This window comes from Deinococcus arboris (assembly GCF_009755355.1).
Taxonomy (GTDB): domain Bacteria; phylum Deinococcota; class Deinococci; order Deinococcales; family Deinococcaceae; genus Deinococcus; species Deinococcus betulae.
The window spans coordinates 1-14,337 of the sequence record NZ_WQLB01000021.1 but is presented as its reverse complement, the minus strand read 5'-3'; the positions used below and the strand labels follow the sequence as shown (position 1 = coordinate 14,337).

Below are 14,337 nucleotides of genomic sequence, written 5' to 3'. Positions count from 1 at the left end.
GTTACCCTGGGCCATGACTGCCCTGCTGCGTTCGGTCGCCCTAAGCCTCACGCTGCTGGTGCCGGCCGCCGCGCAGGGCACGCCCCCGCCGACGGGCACCAGCACCGCCGCCGAGCGCACGGCCCTGACCCGTGGCCGCGCCCTGCTGACCGAGTTCTACGCGGTCCGGCTGGACGGCCTGTGGAATGCCTTTAGCACCGATGTGCAGGGGCAGTGGGGGTCGCTGGCGGCTTTCCGGGCCTACCGCCAGGCCGGCGTGATCACCTACGGCGCCGAGCGGCAGGTGGTGGGCGAGCGAACCTTCACCAATCAGGGCGAGACCTTCTATGTTCGCAGCGCCACCTTTGAAAAAGCCCCGCAGGCCGTCTGGGCGCTGGTGGTGGGCTTCACTGGCACCCGCGTGACCACCTTTGGCATTGTGCTGGAAGATGAAACCTCCGACGACCCGGTCGCGGGGCGAGGCTACGACCCGCTTTGACGGGCCAGTTCCAGGCCGCCGCTGTCTGTAATCGTGAAGGTGTACTCCTGCGCGCCGCGCGCCACCCAGTTGACGCGCTGGTCGGTGCAGGCAGGCGGCAACGCCAGTTGCGCGGCGGTGGGGTAGCGCCGGTCCAGGCTGTTCTGGCGAAAAGTCTCTAGTTCTCGCGTCAGACTGTTGGCACAGTTCTGGGCCGCTGCCTGGGCGGTGACCTTGCCCACGTCGGCCGGCAGGGCGGTGACCTCGGTGTCTTGCAGGGCGCGCACCTGCGTTTCCAGGGCCTCAACCCGCGCCTGAAGGGCGGCGTTCTGGGCGCGGGCCTCCTGATCCTGACAGGCACACAGCAGGGCGGGCAGCACAACAAAGAGGGCAGGCCACTTCACGCGGCGCAGCCTAATGCCCCGCCGTGAATTAGCCATGAACCGCAGCTTTACGGCTCGCACAGGGGTGGCCCGTTCTTTTGAAGGGTCGCAGCACGTCCCTCAACTGTCCTGATACGGACTTCGATTGCATCCTCGTTCTCAACGAGTCAATTCGATGAGAGGAAGCAGCAGCAAAACGGGTTTCGGGCGTGGAGTTTGAACATCGGAAGGGAGCTGATGTTTGAACGAAACACACGGAATCCGTCTAAGTCCCGCTGTCAGCGGTTCAGGACGCTGACAATCTCGACGTGACTGGTCTGCGGATAAAAGTCGTGGGGCACCACTTCAGCCAGTTTCCAGCCCCGGCGCACGAGGTCCCCCACATCGCGCGCCCAGGTGGCGGGGTCGCACGACACGTAGACCAGCCGGTCCGCAGTGCTGGCATGAATATGGTCGCGGGCACCTTCCTCAAGGCCGGCGCGGGGCGGGTCCACCACGATCACATCGGTCCCCAGCTCGGAGAAGCGCGCGGCGTCGCCGCTGCGGAAGGTCACGTTCTTCTCGCCGCTCTGGGCCACATCCTGCCGGCCACGGGCCAGCGCCTCGGGGGCGGCGTCCAGCACCGTCACGCGGCGGAACTTCGGGGCCAGGTGCCGCCCGATGGCGCCGGCGCCGCCGTACAGGTCCACGGCGTGTTCCCCTTCGCCGGCCAGTTCAGCGGCGCGCAGGTAGGCCAGCCCAGCGGCCTGGGGGTTGACCTGGGCAAAGCCGGTGGCCGACACGCTCACCTGCACGTTGCCAAACTGCTCGCGGATTTCGCTTTCGCCGGCAATCAGGCGCACCCCGGCGCTAAAGCGGCGCCCGGCCGGCTGGGCCAGTGAGACGCCCACCACGCCCGCGTCCATCAGGTGATCACTGGCGCGCAGGAACTGTTTAGGCTCGCCGGCCCCGATCAGGGCAGCCACCACCTCGCCGGTCAGGCGGCTGGCACGAAAGGCGACCTCGGTGGCGGGGTCCAGCTGCGCAGGGTCCAGTTTGTCCAGCACCGCCTGGATCTGGGGCATGACCAGGGGATCGCGCTGCACCACCAGGGGCTCTTTGCCCCGGCGTTCGCGGTAGGCCAGGCCCTGCGGCGTCACCAGATACTGCGCGGTGTTGCGGTAGCCCCAGGCGTCCGGGCTGGGCACGGTGGGCGAAACGCCGTGGCGCACCTTGGCAATGCGGCTCAGGGCCTCTTCCACGAAGGCGCGCTTGTATTCCAGCTGCGCGGCGTAGGTCGCGTGGGCCAGGTCGGCGGTGGGCAACTCGGGGGCGTCCACGCGCTGGGGGCTGCGGCGCAGCACCTCCACAACTTCACCCTGGCGCACGCCCTTGCCTGCGCGTACGCGGGCGGTAACCTGCTCACCTGGCAGTGCGCCGCGCACCAGCACCACGCCGGATTCGTCACGGGCCAGCCCCAGACCTCCGGCGACCAGTTTCTCGATTTCCAGCGTAAGGAGAGCGTCCGACATAGAGAACAGGGTAGCGCGTTCAGGATGAAGAAATGACCCGCGCCGGCCCGCCTGGCGTTAGGGAGGCGGTTCGGGAGACCTCTGTGTCTGCCGCTTGCGGCGCTGCTGGCCAATGCCGCAACCACTAACGGAAAGAGGCATCAGGTATTCCGGGCTTCCGCATATCTGCACCCTGAAGGGGCAATGTCAGCCATCAAAAAAGCCCCCAGTGTCACCGGAGGCCTTCGCAGATGTGTCGCTTAGTTCTGGGCGCTGGGCTGGTCGCTCTGGGCGTCGCTGGCCGGGCTGAAGGTCAGGCACTGGGCCTGCTGGGCGCTCAGGCTCACTTCAATCTGGCCGGCGGTGCAGGCCATATCGCTGTTAAAGCGGCAGGTCGTGGCGTCGCAGCGGCTGACAATGGTGGTCGAGTCGTTCATGCCATTGACTGTAAATGAAGTGCTTTCCTTTGAAAGTAGGCTGCTGCGTCATGTAAACCCATCACTTTTATCAATCGGAGTGGTTTAGTCGGAATTGATGTTCATGCAGATCTTGGGGCTTAGTCCTCTTGAAAGGACAACTTCACAGAGCCCTGCCTGAGCTGCTTTCTAGTGTGAGCCACTTTGCCGATGCAGGCCGTTTCTTTCGCTCGTTACGGTGAAGATATGAGTTCTGCTCCTCGATTCAAATTGAGTATTCAGCAGGTCAATACCCTTAACCGTTCTGGGCTGGCCGCCTACGTTCAGCGCCCACCGAAAGACCGGGTGGGCTGGGTCTCTGTCCGGCAGGTGTGGTTGCCGGAGTGGCGGCCAGCCAAATGGGCTTACGAAGTGCAGCATCTGGAGGTCACGCTGGACTCGTTCTGGACGTTGAAAGTCTATGAGGAGCAGCAGTTGGATATTGAGCCTTGGGACCTGCTGATGCTGAGCGCTTTCTCCTCTTTCCTCTCAGACGATTTGGGCGAAGTGGAGCGGTTCTTCGCCCTGTTTATTGACCGTCCTGAGTTTGCCCGGCACCCTGACCGGGTGGATTGTCCGCATGAATTTGCCAACGAGGAATGGTCAAGAGAAACGCCCGCGCACTACAGCTTGATTCGGCGCGCCTGGGTGGCCTTCTTGCTTTGCGCGCGGGACAGGGTGATGGAAATGAACTGGTTAACCCCGCAGCAAATACTCCGGGGACATGTCACGCGAGTTGGCCTGGGCGACTTTGACCTCTTGACGACTGAAGGATTGCGGACGGTGGCCTTTGGACAGCGGTATGAAGCGCAGGTCTGGGCGGTGGACGCTGAGGGCGGTATTCAGCAGTGGCAGGAGCCGAGCAAACGACTTGGTCTCAGCGCCCAAAGACTGCCGATTTGGTCACATGAGGCAGAAAGCTGGGATTGGCCTTTAGAAGAGGGGCATTGAAAGAAGGCCGGGCTAATCTTTGCCCGGCCCCTCTAGTCTCTGGCTTCAGTTCTCGTATTCCAGGTACGTGTACCCCAGCAGTTCCTCGCCGTAATCGTCCAGCAGTTCCTGCTCCTGACCGGAGGCCAGGCTCCCGACCTTCAGGGCGGCGTCGGCCTGATCCTCAATGGCGTCGCGCAGCATGGGTTCCTCGTAGCCCATGCTCTCAATCATGCGCCGCGCTTTCTGACCGCGCACGAAGAGGTCGATGTTGAAGCGCCCGCCGGGCCGCACCGTGACGTGCGCCTCGCTGACCTTGCCAAAGAGGTTGTGCGCGCTGCCCAGCACGTCCTGATAAGCGCCCATCAGGAACACGCCCAGGTAGTAGGGCTTGCCTCCCGGCTCGTGCAGGGGCAGCGTGGCCTTCACGTCACGCAGGTCAATGAACTTCTCGATTTTGCCGTCACTGTCACAGGTGATGTCCACCAGCGTCGCTTGCCGCGTGGGCTTCTCACCCAGGCGGTCCAGCGGCACAATCGGAAACAGCGCCTGAATGGCCCAGTTGTCCGGCAGGCTCTGAAACAGCGAGAAGTTGCAGATGTACTTGTCGGCCAGCACCTTTTGCAAGTCTTCCAGTTCGTCGGGCACGTACTTCTCGTTCTGAATCAGTTTGGCGATGCGCCGCAGGATGGCATTAAACAGCGCCTCGCCGCGGGCCCGGTCGCCCAGAGTGACGTAGCCCAGGTCGAACAGGTTGTGCAGCGTCTGCTTGTCGCCCACCGCGTCGTTGTACATCTCGCGGTAGTTGCGCCCTGTGATGTTGCCCAGAATCTCTTCCATGTCCTTGACGATCTGGTGGCTGTCCTCGTTGGCCGGTGGCAGGTCCTCAAGGTCACGGGTGGGGCCGGTCACGTCCACCACCGGCAGAATCAGCACGGCGTGGTGGGCGGTGAGCGCCCGGCCTGACTCGGAGACGATGACGGGCTCGGGAACCTGGCGGGTCTTGCAAACCTCCTGCACGGTGTACACCACGTCGGCGGCGTACTCGCCCACGGTGTAGTTCATGGAGGCGTAGAAGGTGGTCTTGGACCCGTCGTAGTCCACGCCCAGGCCGCCGCCGACGTTGAGGTACTTCAGCTGCGCGCCAGCGGCAATCAGGCCTGCGTAGGTCTGGGTGGCCTCGCGCACGGCGACCTTGACGCGGCGGATATCGGTGATCTGTGACCCGATGTGCGTGTGGAGCATCACCAGGCTGTCGAGCATGTCCTCTTCTTTCAGGCGCTCGACCACTCGCAGCAGTTCGTAGGCGTTCAGGCCGAATTTGGCCTGGTCGCCGCCGGACTCCTCCCACTGCCCCGAGCCGCGTGCATGGAGCTTGAACCTCACGCCCATGGCGGGCTTGACGCCCAGCGCCTTGGCCTGCTTGAGGATGCGGTCCAGCTCGCTGTACTTCTCGATGGTGATGACCACGTTCTTGCCCAGTGTGCGGCCCCAGAGTGCGAGCTTGATAAAGCCGTCGTCTTTAAAGCCGTTGCAGCACAGCAGGGCGTCGGGGTGCATCTTCTGGGCCAGGCACAGGGCCAGTTCGGCCTTGCTGCCGGCTTCCAGGCCGTGCGCGTAGTCGTAGCCAGCGGCGGCCACCGATTCCACGACGACCCGGCGCTGGTTGACCTTGATGGGAAAGACGCCCTGGTAGTGGCCGGTGTAGCCGTATTCGGCAATCGCCTTGCCAAAGGCCTCGTTCAGGTGCTTGACCCGGCCGGTAATCACCTGGGGAAAGCGCAGGATGACCGGCAGGCTCTCGCCCCGGTCCACAATCTCGTCCACGATGGCGCGCAGCGGCGCGTGCAGGCCTGGCGTGGGGGTCACGTCCACCTGGCCCTTATCTGAAACGCGGAACCAGCCGCCCGACCAGTTGGGCACCTGGTACAGTTCGGCGGCGTCAGTGGTAGAAAACGTGTTCGCGGTCGTCATTGAGGGGCGTCCTCCTCCGGATATGGGGATAGGCTCGCCGTGCGCGGGGTTCGGAGCTGTGCGGGAGAAGCTCACGGACGCCGTGCGAAACCGGGGCGCATGATACGGCAAGCGCGGCCGGCCAGGTGTCACGCGGGCTGCATTGGGCTGCTCTCTGACCGGGAACATCAAGACAAAAGAAGGAGCCTTCTCAGGCTCCCTCTTTTTGCTGGCGGTCCGGACGGGATTTGAACCCGCGACCTTCTGCGTGACAGGCAGATATGCTAACCGCTACACTACCGGACCAGCGCCAGCAGGTTAAGGGCAGACGGGGGCCATGTCAAGCGCCCGGCCGGTCCGCGCCGAAAGGTACGCTCATAGGCATGTTTCGTGACCCGGCCTCTGCGGCTCTGACTGCCCTCGGCGAGGTGCTGGGCCGTGACCTGCGGCCACTGCGGGGGCCACTGCGGCGCGCCCTGGCCCACGGTGGGGTCGTCGGAGCCGCGCGGGGTGAGGAGCGGGTGCTGCGGCCCCTCGGGGGCGTGCCCGCCGAGGGCGTCTTTGAACTGGCCAGCGTGACCAAACCCTTCACTGCCGCGTTGGCCGCGTCGCTGGTGCAGGCCGCGCGGCTGGACTGGGACGCGCCGCTGGCTGCCCTGGGGGGACCGCTGCGGGGGGTGCCGGCCTTCGTCACGCCGCGCGCCCTGGCCACGCACACAGCGGGGCTGCCCCTGCACCCGGCGCGGGTGGGGGTCACGACCTTCACGCGCTTTCACGACCCTTACGGCGGCATGAGCCCAGCCGCCGTGGTCGCCAGTGCCCGGCGCTGGGCCCGGCCGGGTGGGCGTTTCCAGTATTCCAACCTGGGCGCGGGGCTGCTGGCCCTCGCCTCGGCGTATGCGGCGGGCGAAGCTTTCAGCGCAGCCGGCTATGGGGGGGCCTTGCAGGTCTGGGTCACCGGGAGATTAGGTGTAGAGGTCACGTTGATGCCGACCAGCGCCCTGGTGCGCCCTGGTGGCTGGGAAGGCCAGACCACCGGCTTTGGCCCGCTGGCGGGGGCAGGCGGCCTTTTCGGCACGGCGGGCGATCTGCTGACGTTCGGGGCGGCGCATCTGAGTGGCGGGGTGGTCACGCCTTGGCCCGTGCCCCAGCGGCCAGCGGGGCTACCCCCAGCCCTGAGCGGCGTGGCGCCCGGCTGGTTTGCGCGCGGCGCCGTGCGCTGGCATGACGGCGCGGCGCGCGGCACCCGCACTGCCCTGGGCTTTCATGCGCAGACGGGCGCGGTGGTCACGGTGCTGGCCCGTGGCGGGCTGCCACTTCTGGGGCCACGCAGCGCCGTGTCTGCGCTGCTGCTGGCGCTGCTGGAAGGTGATGCGAACTGAAGCGTTGGTGCAAAGGATGCTGTGCAGGTGAGACGAGGGCAGAAGGTTCACATTGAGCCGGAACCGAGTTGGGCATGGAACAGCCAGATGAGGGGCGCGAGGCAGCGGCGGCCCGCTGCAGTCTGGGCGCAAAGGACGGTCCTCCTCTGCCTATGCCCCAGACGGGGCGACTCCGCTTTTCCATTGCTGTAGCCCCGTCTGTTGTCGTGGTTGCTCCGCTCGCTTCCGGCTTACCTGATACGGATTCCGTCTGTTTTGTTTTCAAACCGGGGGAGCACCTGTTTGCACCCTCAACGCCCGAAACCCGCTGTGCTCCTACTCGCACTACGGCGCAGCTTTTCAAGTCAGCTCGGAGTCCGTATGAGTTTCGGACCAGGCTGATGCCGACACGCGATTCATGGGCCTCAGCGCGGAGGAGAGTCACGCCTCTAACTGCTCTGGGCGCCGCTCAGCATCCGGCACCTCAACAGGCTCTCAGTGTTCGCTTCGTGTGAAGAAGCCTCCTGAACGCTGGCCTTAGGGCGCTGTGGGCACCTGCTCGGGCGCCAGGGTCCAGGTCAGACTGCGGGCGTCGTTCAGGGCCACCGGCAGGGTGACGCTGTTCCAGGTGCCGCTTTGCAGGCCGCGCTGGGTGTCGTGCTGGGCCAGGGCCGTCCCCGTGATGGTGTAGAGGTAGCCGTCGGGTGTAAAGGTCAGGTCTCGCAGGTCGCTGAACGTGGTCACCGTGGCGGCGCTGCCAGCAGTCGTGCTGCTGCCGTTCCAGACGCGCAGTGGCGTACTCGCCTGCCCGGAGAGCACGTTGCTGCGCCACGCGGCCAGCAGGCGCTGGTTCAGAGGACCAGCCCACAGGCGGTCGTAGCGGCCGGTGCCCAGGGCCGCCACGGTCGAGGTGGCTTCGGGTGCTCCAGCGCCGTTCAGGCGCTGCACGCCGCTGTCGGTGGCCGCGTAAACCTCGGTGCCATAGGCGGCCAGGTCGTAGACCGCAGGGATAGGCAGCGGCTCGCTGACCTGCGCCGCGCTGCCGCCCACCGGAATGGCCACGCGCAGCACCTCGCTGCCGCCGCCCAGCCGGGGCCGCGTGACCAGGCCGACCTCGCCCTGGACCGCCAGGCGCACCGGGGGGGTATCGCTGCCCGGTGCCGGCGGCAGGAAGGTGGGCAGCGTGACCTGCCACAGCAGCGCGGCGTCCCGGTACAGGGCCAGGCGCTGCACGCCGTTACAGTCGCTGAGGACCAGCAGGCGGCTCAGGCCTGGATTCTGGGCCGCGCGCACGTAACACACAGGCGTAAAGCCTGGGGCCGGGAACGTGCTCTCCAGCGCCAGCTCCGGGGTGCGGGTCTCGGCGGCCTCGGTGCGCACCAGCACGAAGCGCCGGGCGTCGGCGCCTGGGTGCACACTGACGCCGCCCGTCACACTGACGGGGCTGCTGGGTGTGGCCGCCGGCGAGGTCGAGGTGGTGGCGTTCGTCACCGTGATACCGCGCAGGGTTGCCGCGCCTTCAAGCACGATCAGGCGCAGGGCCGGCGTGGTTTCCTCGGTGCCGGTGCAGGCGGCCAGGAGGCCCGTCAGGGCCAGAGAGAGAAAGGGCAAGCGGCGCATGGAGAACCTCCGGGGGTCATACGGACTCCGATTGAATCGCTTGCAAAAGCGATTTAATCGGAGCGGGGCGGGGGGGGAGAAAAACGGGTTCCGGGCGTGGAGCTGGCATATCGGTTCTTTTCCGATGTGTCGGCGCAACAGACGGAATCCGTATCAGGGCAGGGTCGGCAGCAGCGGCACGTTCACGCGCTCGCGCTCCAGGTCAAAGAGGGGATAGGCGGTCTGGCCCGGCAGGCCCACCGCCACCCGGAAGCGGCGCTGGCCCAGGTCGGCTTCGGCCTGCAGCGCCCAGCAGCAGCGGTCAATGGTCAGGCCCAGAACGGGCGACAGCGGCTGTGGGTTCTGCCGCACGCCGTCCAGCCAGGTAAAGGTCTGGCGCAGCCCGGCGGTGACGTAAGCGCCCGGCGGCTGCCCCGCCCGCCCCAGCCCCAGGCTGAACCGCAGCGGGTCCAGGGTCAGGGTGTCCAGCGGTTTGTCGTCCGGAAACGTGCCCACCCGCGTGCGGGTGTACAGCGCGCGGCCCGCCAGCGCCACCCGCTCGGCGTTCCAGGCGGCGTCCAGCTCGGCGCGCGTGAGTTCCAGGCGCGGCTGGTCCAGGCCCGGCACGTTGGCGGTGGCGCCCAGGCGCAGGGTCTGGCCGGGGCGGGTGGTCGCAAAGTTGGCGCTGAGGGTGGGCCGGGTCCAGTCGCCCCGCACCAGGTCGTAGGGCCCGCCGTAGGTGACGTTCCAGTTGGTCGCCGCGCCGCCCACGGTGCCCACGCTGAAGGTGATGGGGCCGTTGTCCGTGGCTCCTGCCGGGCGCTGAAGAAAGAGGCTGTGGGCTGTTTTGAGTTCGTACTGGCCCCGCCAGGTCAGGGTGGCGTCCCCGCTGATTTGCCCGGTGGGCGGCAGCAGGGTTTCACGGCCACTCAGGCGCAGGCTGTTCAGCACGCTGTCACGGGTGCTGGTCAGGTTATAGGTGACGGCCACTGAGTTGATGTCGGGGGTGCGGATGTTGTGCGCCGCTGACACCGAGAAGGTGTTGGTGCGGTCGCTGCCCGTCACCGTGGCCGTCACCGTCAGGGGGCTGAGGCCACCCGCCTTGGTGTACCCGCCCGAGGCGCTCAGGGCCAGGCCCGGCGCGGGCCAGCGGCTGCTGCGGGTGGTGACGGCGGGGCGTGCGGGGGTGGTCGCCGTGGCCGGCTGGGCCGGCGTGACCGTCACCGTGCCCGAATTGGGGTCACTCAGGGTGGCGCTGAAGTTCAGGCTGTCGAGTTCTTTCGTGTACAGGTTGACGCTGGCCGAGGCCGAGAGGTTCAGCGGCACGCGGCTCACCCCCAGGGTCAGCCCCAGCGGCCCCTGCTCCTCGGGCTTCTTGAACAGGTCGCGGGTGTAACTCACCCCAAACGTCACGTCCTTGACGGGCACCGTGTTGAGACTCAGGCTGACCGGCGCTGTGAGGCTGCGGCCATACAGGGCGTCAAAGGCAAAGGGGCTGGTGCCTTCCAGGCGGTTGTACTCGCTGCGCAGGGTCAGCGTGTTGGTGGTGTTGAAGCGCTGGGTCAACTGCGCGCTCAGCTTCAGGTCCACGGTCCTGGCCCCGTTGCCGTAGTAGCGTCCAGTAAAGGAGTTGCTCAGGCTCAGGTCAGCGTCCCGCCAGGGCTGGGCCGTGTAGGCCAGGGTGTGGCTTTCTTCCAGGCGGCTGGTGGTGGTGTTGGGGCCCTCGCCGGGGGCATTCCGGGAAAAGAAATTGCGGCGCCCGGTGTAGCGCCCCGCCGAGACCCGGAAGTCGGCGCTGAAGCCCCCGTTCGTGTAGACCTTGGGGTCAATGATGACCTCGGGCGTCTTCAGGGGGCTGTCGAGGGCGGTGGTGGGCTCGGGGCCAAAGCGGCCGACGTAGTTGAATTCGGCGCTGAAGAGGGGGTACTCGGCCTTGGCGCCGAAGGTGACGTTGGTCACGCCGCGTCCGGGGTCATCGGCGGCCCTGCCGATATCGCGCTGGTTAACGGTGAAGGTGTAGTCCAAGTCGCGGGTGGCCGTCACCAGCGGGACGCGCCCGCGCACGCTGAAATCGAGGTCGAGGTCGTAGCCGCTCTGGCCCACGGGTCTGGGGTTGGCCAGGGTGTAGAGGGTCGCCCGGTCCACGAAGGGCAGCGGCGCCACCGAGCGCAGCGCCACCCCGGCGCCCAGGCTGGGGCTGCGGTTCTGGTAGTAACGCAGCAGCGTGGTCCCCAGCGTGCTGCTGCCGATGGAAAAGGGCAGGTCGGCTTCGGCGGTGTAGCCATCTGTGGCGTCCCGGCCGATTTCCAGGCGCGGCTGGCGCTCTTTATCGTTCAGGGGGAGGACCAGCACCGGCAGAAAAAACACCGGGATATCGGCCAGCAGCACCTGGGCGTTGTAGGCCACCAGGCGGTCACCGGGATACACGATCAGGCGCTCGGCGCGGAAGGCGTAGTCGTTGGGCGTGCGCCCGCAGCGCGCACAGGTGGTGAAATACCCGCCTGTGGCGCGCAGCTGGCCCGGAATGCGCTCCACCTCGGCCCCCCGGATTTCCAGGGCCGCGTCGCTGATCAGCACGTCCTCGCCGGTCACCTGTTCCTGGCCCAGTTCGACCACCAGATTCTCGCCGCGCAGGTCCTGGGCGTCTTTGGCACTGCGGTAACTGGCCGCGCCCACCAGGGTCAGGGTGCGGCGGGTGCGGTTAAATTCGACCCGTTTGGCCTTGACGATGTCCTCGTCAACACGCAACTCCACGTTCTCGCCGGCGATGATGACGAGTTCCTGGCCGTCCACCTGACGCAGTTCCAGGGTGTCGGCGCTGATGATTTTGACGGTGCGGGCCTGGGCACCCCCCAGCAGCCCCAGGGCCAGGAGCGCGCCCACCAGCCGGCGGCGGGCGCGGCGCTGGGGGCGGGTCACTGCGGGGCTCCGGGGGTGGCAGCCAGCAGGTCTAGCCCAGGCAGCGCCGGGCCCTGTGCCAGCACGGGCGCCGCCCGGTCACTGGCCGTCAGGGTGCCCAGGCTGGTGCTGGGGTAGTAAAAGCCCAGCACATGCAGGTGGGTATAGCCGGCCTTGGCCATCCCCAGCGCGCCGTACTGCGACAGGCCCACCCCGTGCCCCGAGCCGCTGCCTTCCATGACCAGCGGGGACAGGCCACCCAGGGTCAGGCGGGTGCCCGGCGCCCCCAGCGCCCGCACAAAGCCGCCCGCTTTGGCCCCGCCCAGTTTCAAGGTGCCGCCCGCCGCCGTCAGCGTGAGTTCGGTGGGCCGCCCCGACGCACTGAGTTTGCTGATCGTCACGCCGCGCAGGGCGCCGCGCGCGCCGTACTGCTCGGCTGCGGCCTGCACGCGGCTCAGCGGCACCTCCAGCCGCCAGCGCGCGCGCGGCCCACCGGCCGAAAAGGGATCGGTCTTGGCGCCCAGATACGGCAGGTCGGTGCCCCAGACCTCGGCGCTCGATGCCGTAAAGCCGCCTGAATCGCTGCTGAAGTAGGTGCTGGCCGCGCGCCCGCCGTAGGCCACGACCTGGGCGCGGGTGGCGTTCACGGCGGCGTCGGTCTGCGGCTTTTCGGCGCTCAGGCCGGGGTAAACCTGACAACTTTCGGTGGCGCAGGTGTCGTACGGCGCGGCCGGGTTCAGGCGCGCGGCGACGTAGGTGCGGGCCACCACGGCCTGCGCGGCCAGGGCGGCGGGGGGCCAGGACGCGGGCATCTCGGCCGGCACGACGGCGCGCAGATAGTCCTCGACATCCACCACGTTGATGCCCTGCACGCCGCCGGATTGTACGCGCACCTGCACGCCGCCCCGGTAGGTTTTGCCTGCAATCTCGACCGTTTGGCCCGGCGCAGGGGGCAGGTACAGGCTGGCGTTGCCGGTGGGCTGGCCGTTCAGGGTCAGCCCGCCGCCCGCTGCGCCTACCGTCCAGGTCTGGGTGGGCAGCGGCGCAGGCGCCAGAGTGGAAGGCAGCGGCGCGCTCAGCGGCCCTGCGGGCGCGGCGGGCGCCACCGGCAGGCGCACAGTCAGCTGCGGCGCGCTGGCCACCAGCACCCGCACATTCAGCGCCGCCCCTCCGGCGCTCAGCAGCCACAGACTGCCCATTACAGCGCCGCAGCGCACCAGGAAACGCATGATTAAGCCCGAGTATACGTGCGTGTGCCTGCGCGCCGCCTGACAGCCGCGTGAGAAGTGTCGCGCCGCTGGACAGGGCGCGCCCAGCCCTGTAGGCGCGGCATCATGGCCAGCATGACACCGAACTGCGGCAGGCTGGCCATGATGCCAGGGCGACCATGACCCCGCCCGCCCCACCTGGCCGCGTGTGGGCACATGTGGGCCAGCCATTTGAGCCGGCCGCCTACGACGTGCTGGTAATCGGCGCCGGGCGGATGGGCAGCGCCGCCGCTCTGTTCCTGCGCCAGCTGGCCCCGGAGGCTCGCCTGCTGCTGATCGAGGAGGGTGGCCTGCCCAACGAGGACGGCGCGACCATCCTGGCGCCGGGGGTCTGGACGCTGGCGGGCCTGCCTGAAGCCCACCACGCCGCCGCCCACTGGACGCGCGAGGCGGCGCAGACCCTGGGCGACGTGTCGTGGCAGGCCCGGCCGCACGTCACCCTGCACCCCACACCGGGGCTGGGCCGCCTCCCCGTTGAGGAGGCGCTCAGGGAGCACCCGCAGAGCCTGGCCCTGCTGGACCCAGCCGCTCTGCCCTGGGCTGAAGTGGACCCGCAAGCGGCGACCTACCGTCCCGGCAGCCTGGCCCTGCGCACCGCGCAGCAGGCCGTGGCGCTGGGGGCCGACCTGCTGCTGAACACCCGCGCGGCGCTGTGTGGGGGCGGTGAGGTGCAACTGGAGCGCCTGACCGTGACCAACACCCACCAGATCGTTACCCACGAGACGCACCGCCAGGGCGCCCCCACCGTCATCCTGGCCACCGGGGCCGACGCGCCGCACCACGCCGAACATGCCCTGGGGGTGCATACCCGCCACGCCCGCGCCTACCGGCAGATGCCTCACCTGGCCGCGCCCAGTAACGACACCAGCCCCGTGCTGCGCGCCGCCGGCCTGACCCTGCGCCCCCAGCACGGGGCCTACACCCTGATTCCGCCGCTGCACTGGCGCGACCCCCACGGCTACCAGCCGGCCGGGGGGCAGCTGACTGGCGTGCCCACCGGCCTGCGCCGCGAGACGCTGGAAGACCTGGTGGCGCAGATGGACGAGCTGCCGGTCCTGGCCTCGGAGGCCCTGCACATGGGCCGCAGCCTGTCCGATGTTCCCGGCGCGTGGCTGGCCCTGCCAGGCGGCACCCCAGCGGGGCGGCCCACCTTCGAGCCGCTGGACGACCACACCTGGCTGCTGCTGGGCGGCCCACAGGCTGATACCCTGGGCCTACACACGGCGTATAAGTTGGCCAGCACCCTCGCGCAGACGCTGGGCGGCCAGACCGCAGCGCTTTGACTTTATTTGGCACGAAGAACCCAGGCTGGAGAGGGCAAGGCCTGGATGGATGACTGGTCTTGAGGACGCTTTAGACGAAGTCAGTGCAGCACAGCAGAGACAGGCACTGTCTGCACTTCCATATCGCGGAATCCGCATCTTTTCCTTCTCGCTCTCCTGCGGCGCTTTCCAAGTCTGCTCAGATTCCGCCCGGCATTCTGCCCGATTCAATCGGCGTCCGTCTCAGCGGAAGAGAAGGCCGTTGGTGTCTGCCTGACCTA

11 protein-coding genes and 1 tRNA gene are annotated in these 14,337 nt (G+C 67.8%); 4 read left to right on the top strand and 8 right to left on the bottom strand.

The window, feature by feature from the left end; genetic code table 11:
* Positions 1–13 precede the first annotated feature (13 nt).
* A complete protein-coding gene (locus GO986_RS14470; RefSeq protein WP_157460023.1) occupies positions 14–478 on the top strand; it encodes a hypothetical protein in 465 nt (154 codons plus the stop codon).
* Here GO986_RS14470 and GO986_RS14465 read toward each other — a convergent pair.
* The 3 genes from GO986_RS14465 to GO986_RS14455 form a co-directional block, all read right to left on the bottom strand.
* Entirely contained in the window at positions 463–861 is a 399-nt protein-coding gene (locus tag GO986_RS14465; RefSeq protein WP_369409388.1) for a hypothetical protein, read from the bottom strand. The two genes, GO986_RS14470 and GO986_RS14465, sit on opposite strands and share 16 nt — an antisense overlap.
* A gap of 257 nt (positions 862–1,118) precedes the next feature.
* On the bottom strand, positions 1,119–2,351 hold the full coding sequence (locus GO986_RS14460; protein ID WP_157460021.1) for a class I SAM-dependent RNA methyltransferase: 1,233 nt from the start codon (positions 2,349–2,351) through the stop codon (positions 1,119–1,121).
* Between the two features lie 239 nt (positions 2,352–2,590).
* A complete protein-coding gene (locus GO986_RS14455) occupies positions 2,591–2,767 on the bottom strand; it encodes a DUF1540 domain-containing protein (protein ID WP_157460020.1) in 177 nt (58 codons plus the stop codon).
* Positions 2,768–2,956: 189 nt separating this feature from the next.
* Between GO986_RS14455 and GO986_RS14450 the strand changes: the two genes are divergently transcribed.
* Positions 2,957–3,736 carry a hypothetical protein gene (locus GO986_RS14450; RefSeq protein ID WP_157460019.1) on the top strand — a complete coding sequence of 260 codons (780 nt, stop codon included), beginning with the start codon at positions 2,957–2,959 and terminating at the stop codon, positions 3,734–3,736.
* Between the two features lie 45 nt (positions 3,737–3,781).
* On the opposite strand, the gene speA is transcribed toward GO986_RS14450, so the two are convergent.
* Positions 3,782–5,689: a biosynthetic arginine decarboxylase gene (gene speA / locus GO986_RS14445; RefSeq protein ID WP_157460018.1), complete on the bottom strand. Its 1,908-nt coding sequence runs from the start codon at positions 5,687–5,689 to the stop codon at positions 3,782–3,784.
* A gap of 209 nt (positions 5,690–5,898) precedes the next feature.
* Positions 5,899–5,974, bottom strand: a tRNA-Asp gene (locus GO986_RS14440).
* Between the two features lie 77 nt (positions 5,975–6,051).
* Here GO986_RS14440 and GO986_RS14435 point away from each other — a divergent pair.
* Complete coding sequence (locus GO986_RS14435) at positions 6,052–7,050, top strand: serine hydrolase domain-containing protein (protein ID WP_157460017.1); 999 nt, start codon at positions 6,052–6,054, stop codon at positions 7,048–7,050.
* A gap of 516 nt (positions 7,051–7,566) precedes the next feature.
* Here GO986_RS14435 and GO986_RS14430 read toward each other — a convergent pair.
* The 3 genes from GO986_RS14430 to GO986_RS14420 all read right to left on the bottom strand — a co-directional run bounded on the left by GO986_RS14430 (position 7,567) and on the right by GO986_RS14420 (position 12,755).
* The gene (locus tag GO986_RS14430) at positions 7,567–8,649 is read right to left on the bottom strand and encodes a hypothetical protein (protein WP_157460016.1); all 1,083 of its coding nucleotides are present in this window, start codon (positions 8,647–8,649) and stop codon (positions 7,567–7,569) included.
* 153 nt (positions 8,650–8,802) lie between these two features.
* Positions 8,803–11,547, bottom strand: coding sequence for an LPS-assembly protein LptD (locus GO986_RS14425; RefSeq protein ID WP_369409387.1), 2,745 nt, complete (start codon positions 11,545–11,547; stop codon positions 8,803–8,805).
* Positions 11,544–12,755: a SpoIID/LytB domain-containing protein gene (locus GO986_RS14420; RefSeq protein ID WP_157460015.1), complete on the bottom strand. Its 1,212-nt coding sequence runs from the start codon at positions 12,753–12,755 to the stop codon at positions 11,544–11,546. The genes GO986_RS14425 and GO986_RS14420 overlap by 4 nt, the downstream gene beginning before the upstream one ends.
* A gap of 158 nt (positions 12,756–12,913) precedes the next feature.
* Here GO986_RS14420 and GO986_RS14415 point away from each other — a divergent pair, with 158 nt between their 5' ends.
* Positions 12,914–14,077 (top strand): FAD-dependent oxidoreductase, encoded by a 1,164-nt coding sequence (locus GO986_RS14415; protein WP_157460014.1) that lies wholly within the window; start codon positions 12,914–12,916, stop codon positions 14,075–14,077.
* The last annotated feature ends 260 nt before the right edge of the window (positions 14,078–14,337 follow it).

Coding starts and splice junctions, on each gene's coding strand:
- GO986_RS14470 (WP_157460023.1), top strand. CDS start 14: ATGACTGCCCTGCTGCGTTCGGTCGCCCTAAGCCTCACGCTGCTGGTG.
- GO986_RS14460 (WP_157460021.1), bottom strand. CDS start 2,351: ATGTCGGACGCTCTCCTTACGCTGGAAATCGAGAAACTGGTCGCCGGA.
- GO986_RS14455 (WP_157460020.1), bottom strand. CDS start 2,767: ATGAACGACTCGACCACCATTGTCAGCCGCTGCGACGCCACGACCTGC.
- GO986_RS14450 (WP_157460019.1), top strand. CDS start 2,957: ATGCAGGCCGTTTCTTTCGCTCGTTACGGTGAAGATATGAGTTCTGCT.
- speA (WP_157460018.1), bottom strand. CDS start 5,689: ATGACGACCGCGAACACGTTTTCTACCACTGACGCCGCCGAACTGTAC.
- GO986_RS14435 (WP_157460017.1), top strand. CDS start 6,052: ATGTTTCGTGACCCGGCCTCTGCGGCTCTGACTGCCCTCGGCGAGGTG.
- GO986_RS14430 (WP_157460016.1), bottom strand. CDS start 8,649: ATGCGCCGCTTGCCCTTTCTCTCTCTGGCCCTGACGGGCCTCCTGGCC.
- GO986_RS14420 (WP_157460015.1), bottom strand. CDS start 12,755: ATGCGTTTCCTGGTGCGCTGCGGCGCTGTAATGGGCAGTCTGTGGCTG.
- GO986_RS14415 (WP_157460014.1), top strand. CDS start 12,914: ATGACCCCGCCCGCCCCACCTGGCCGCGTGTGGGCACATGTGGGCCAG.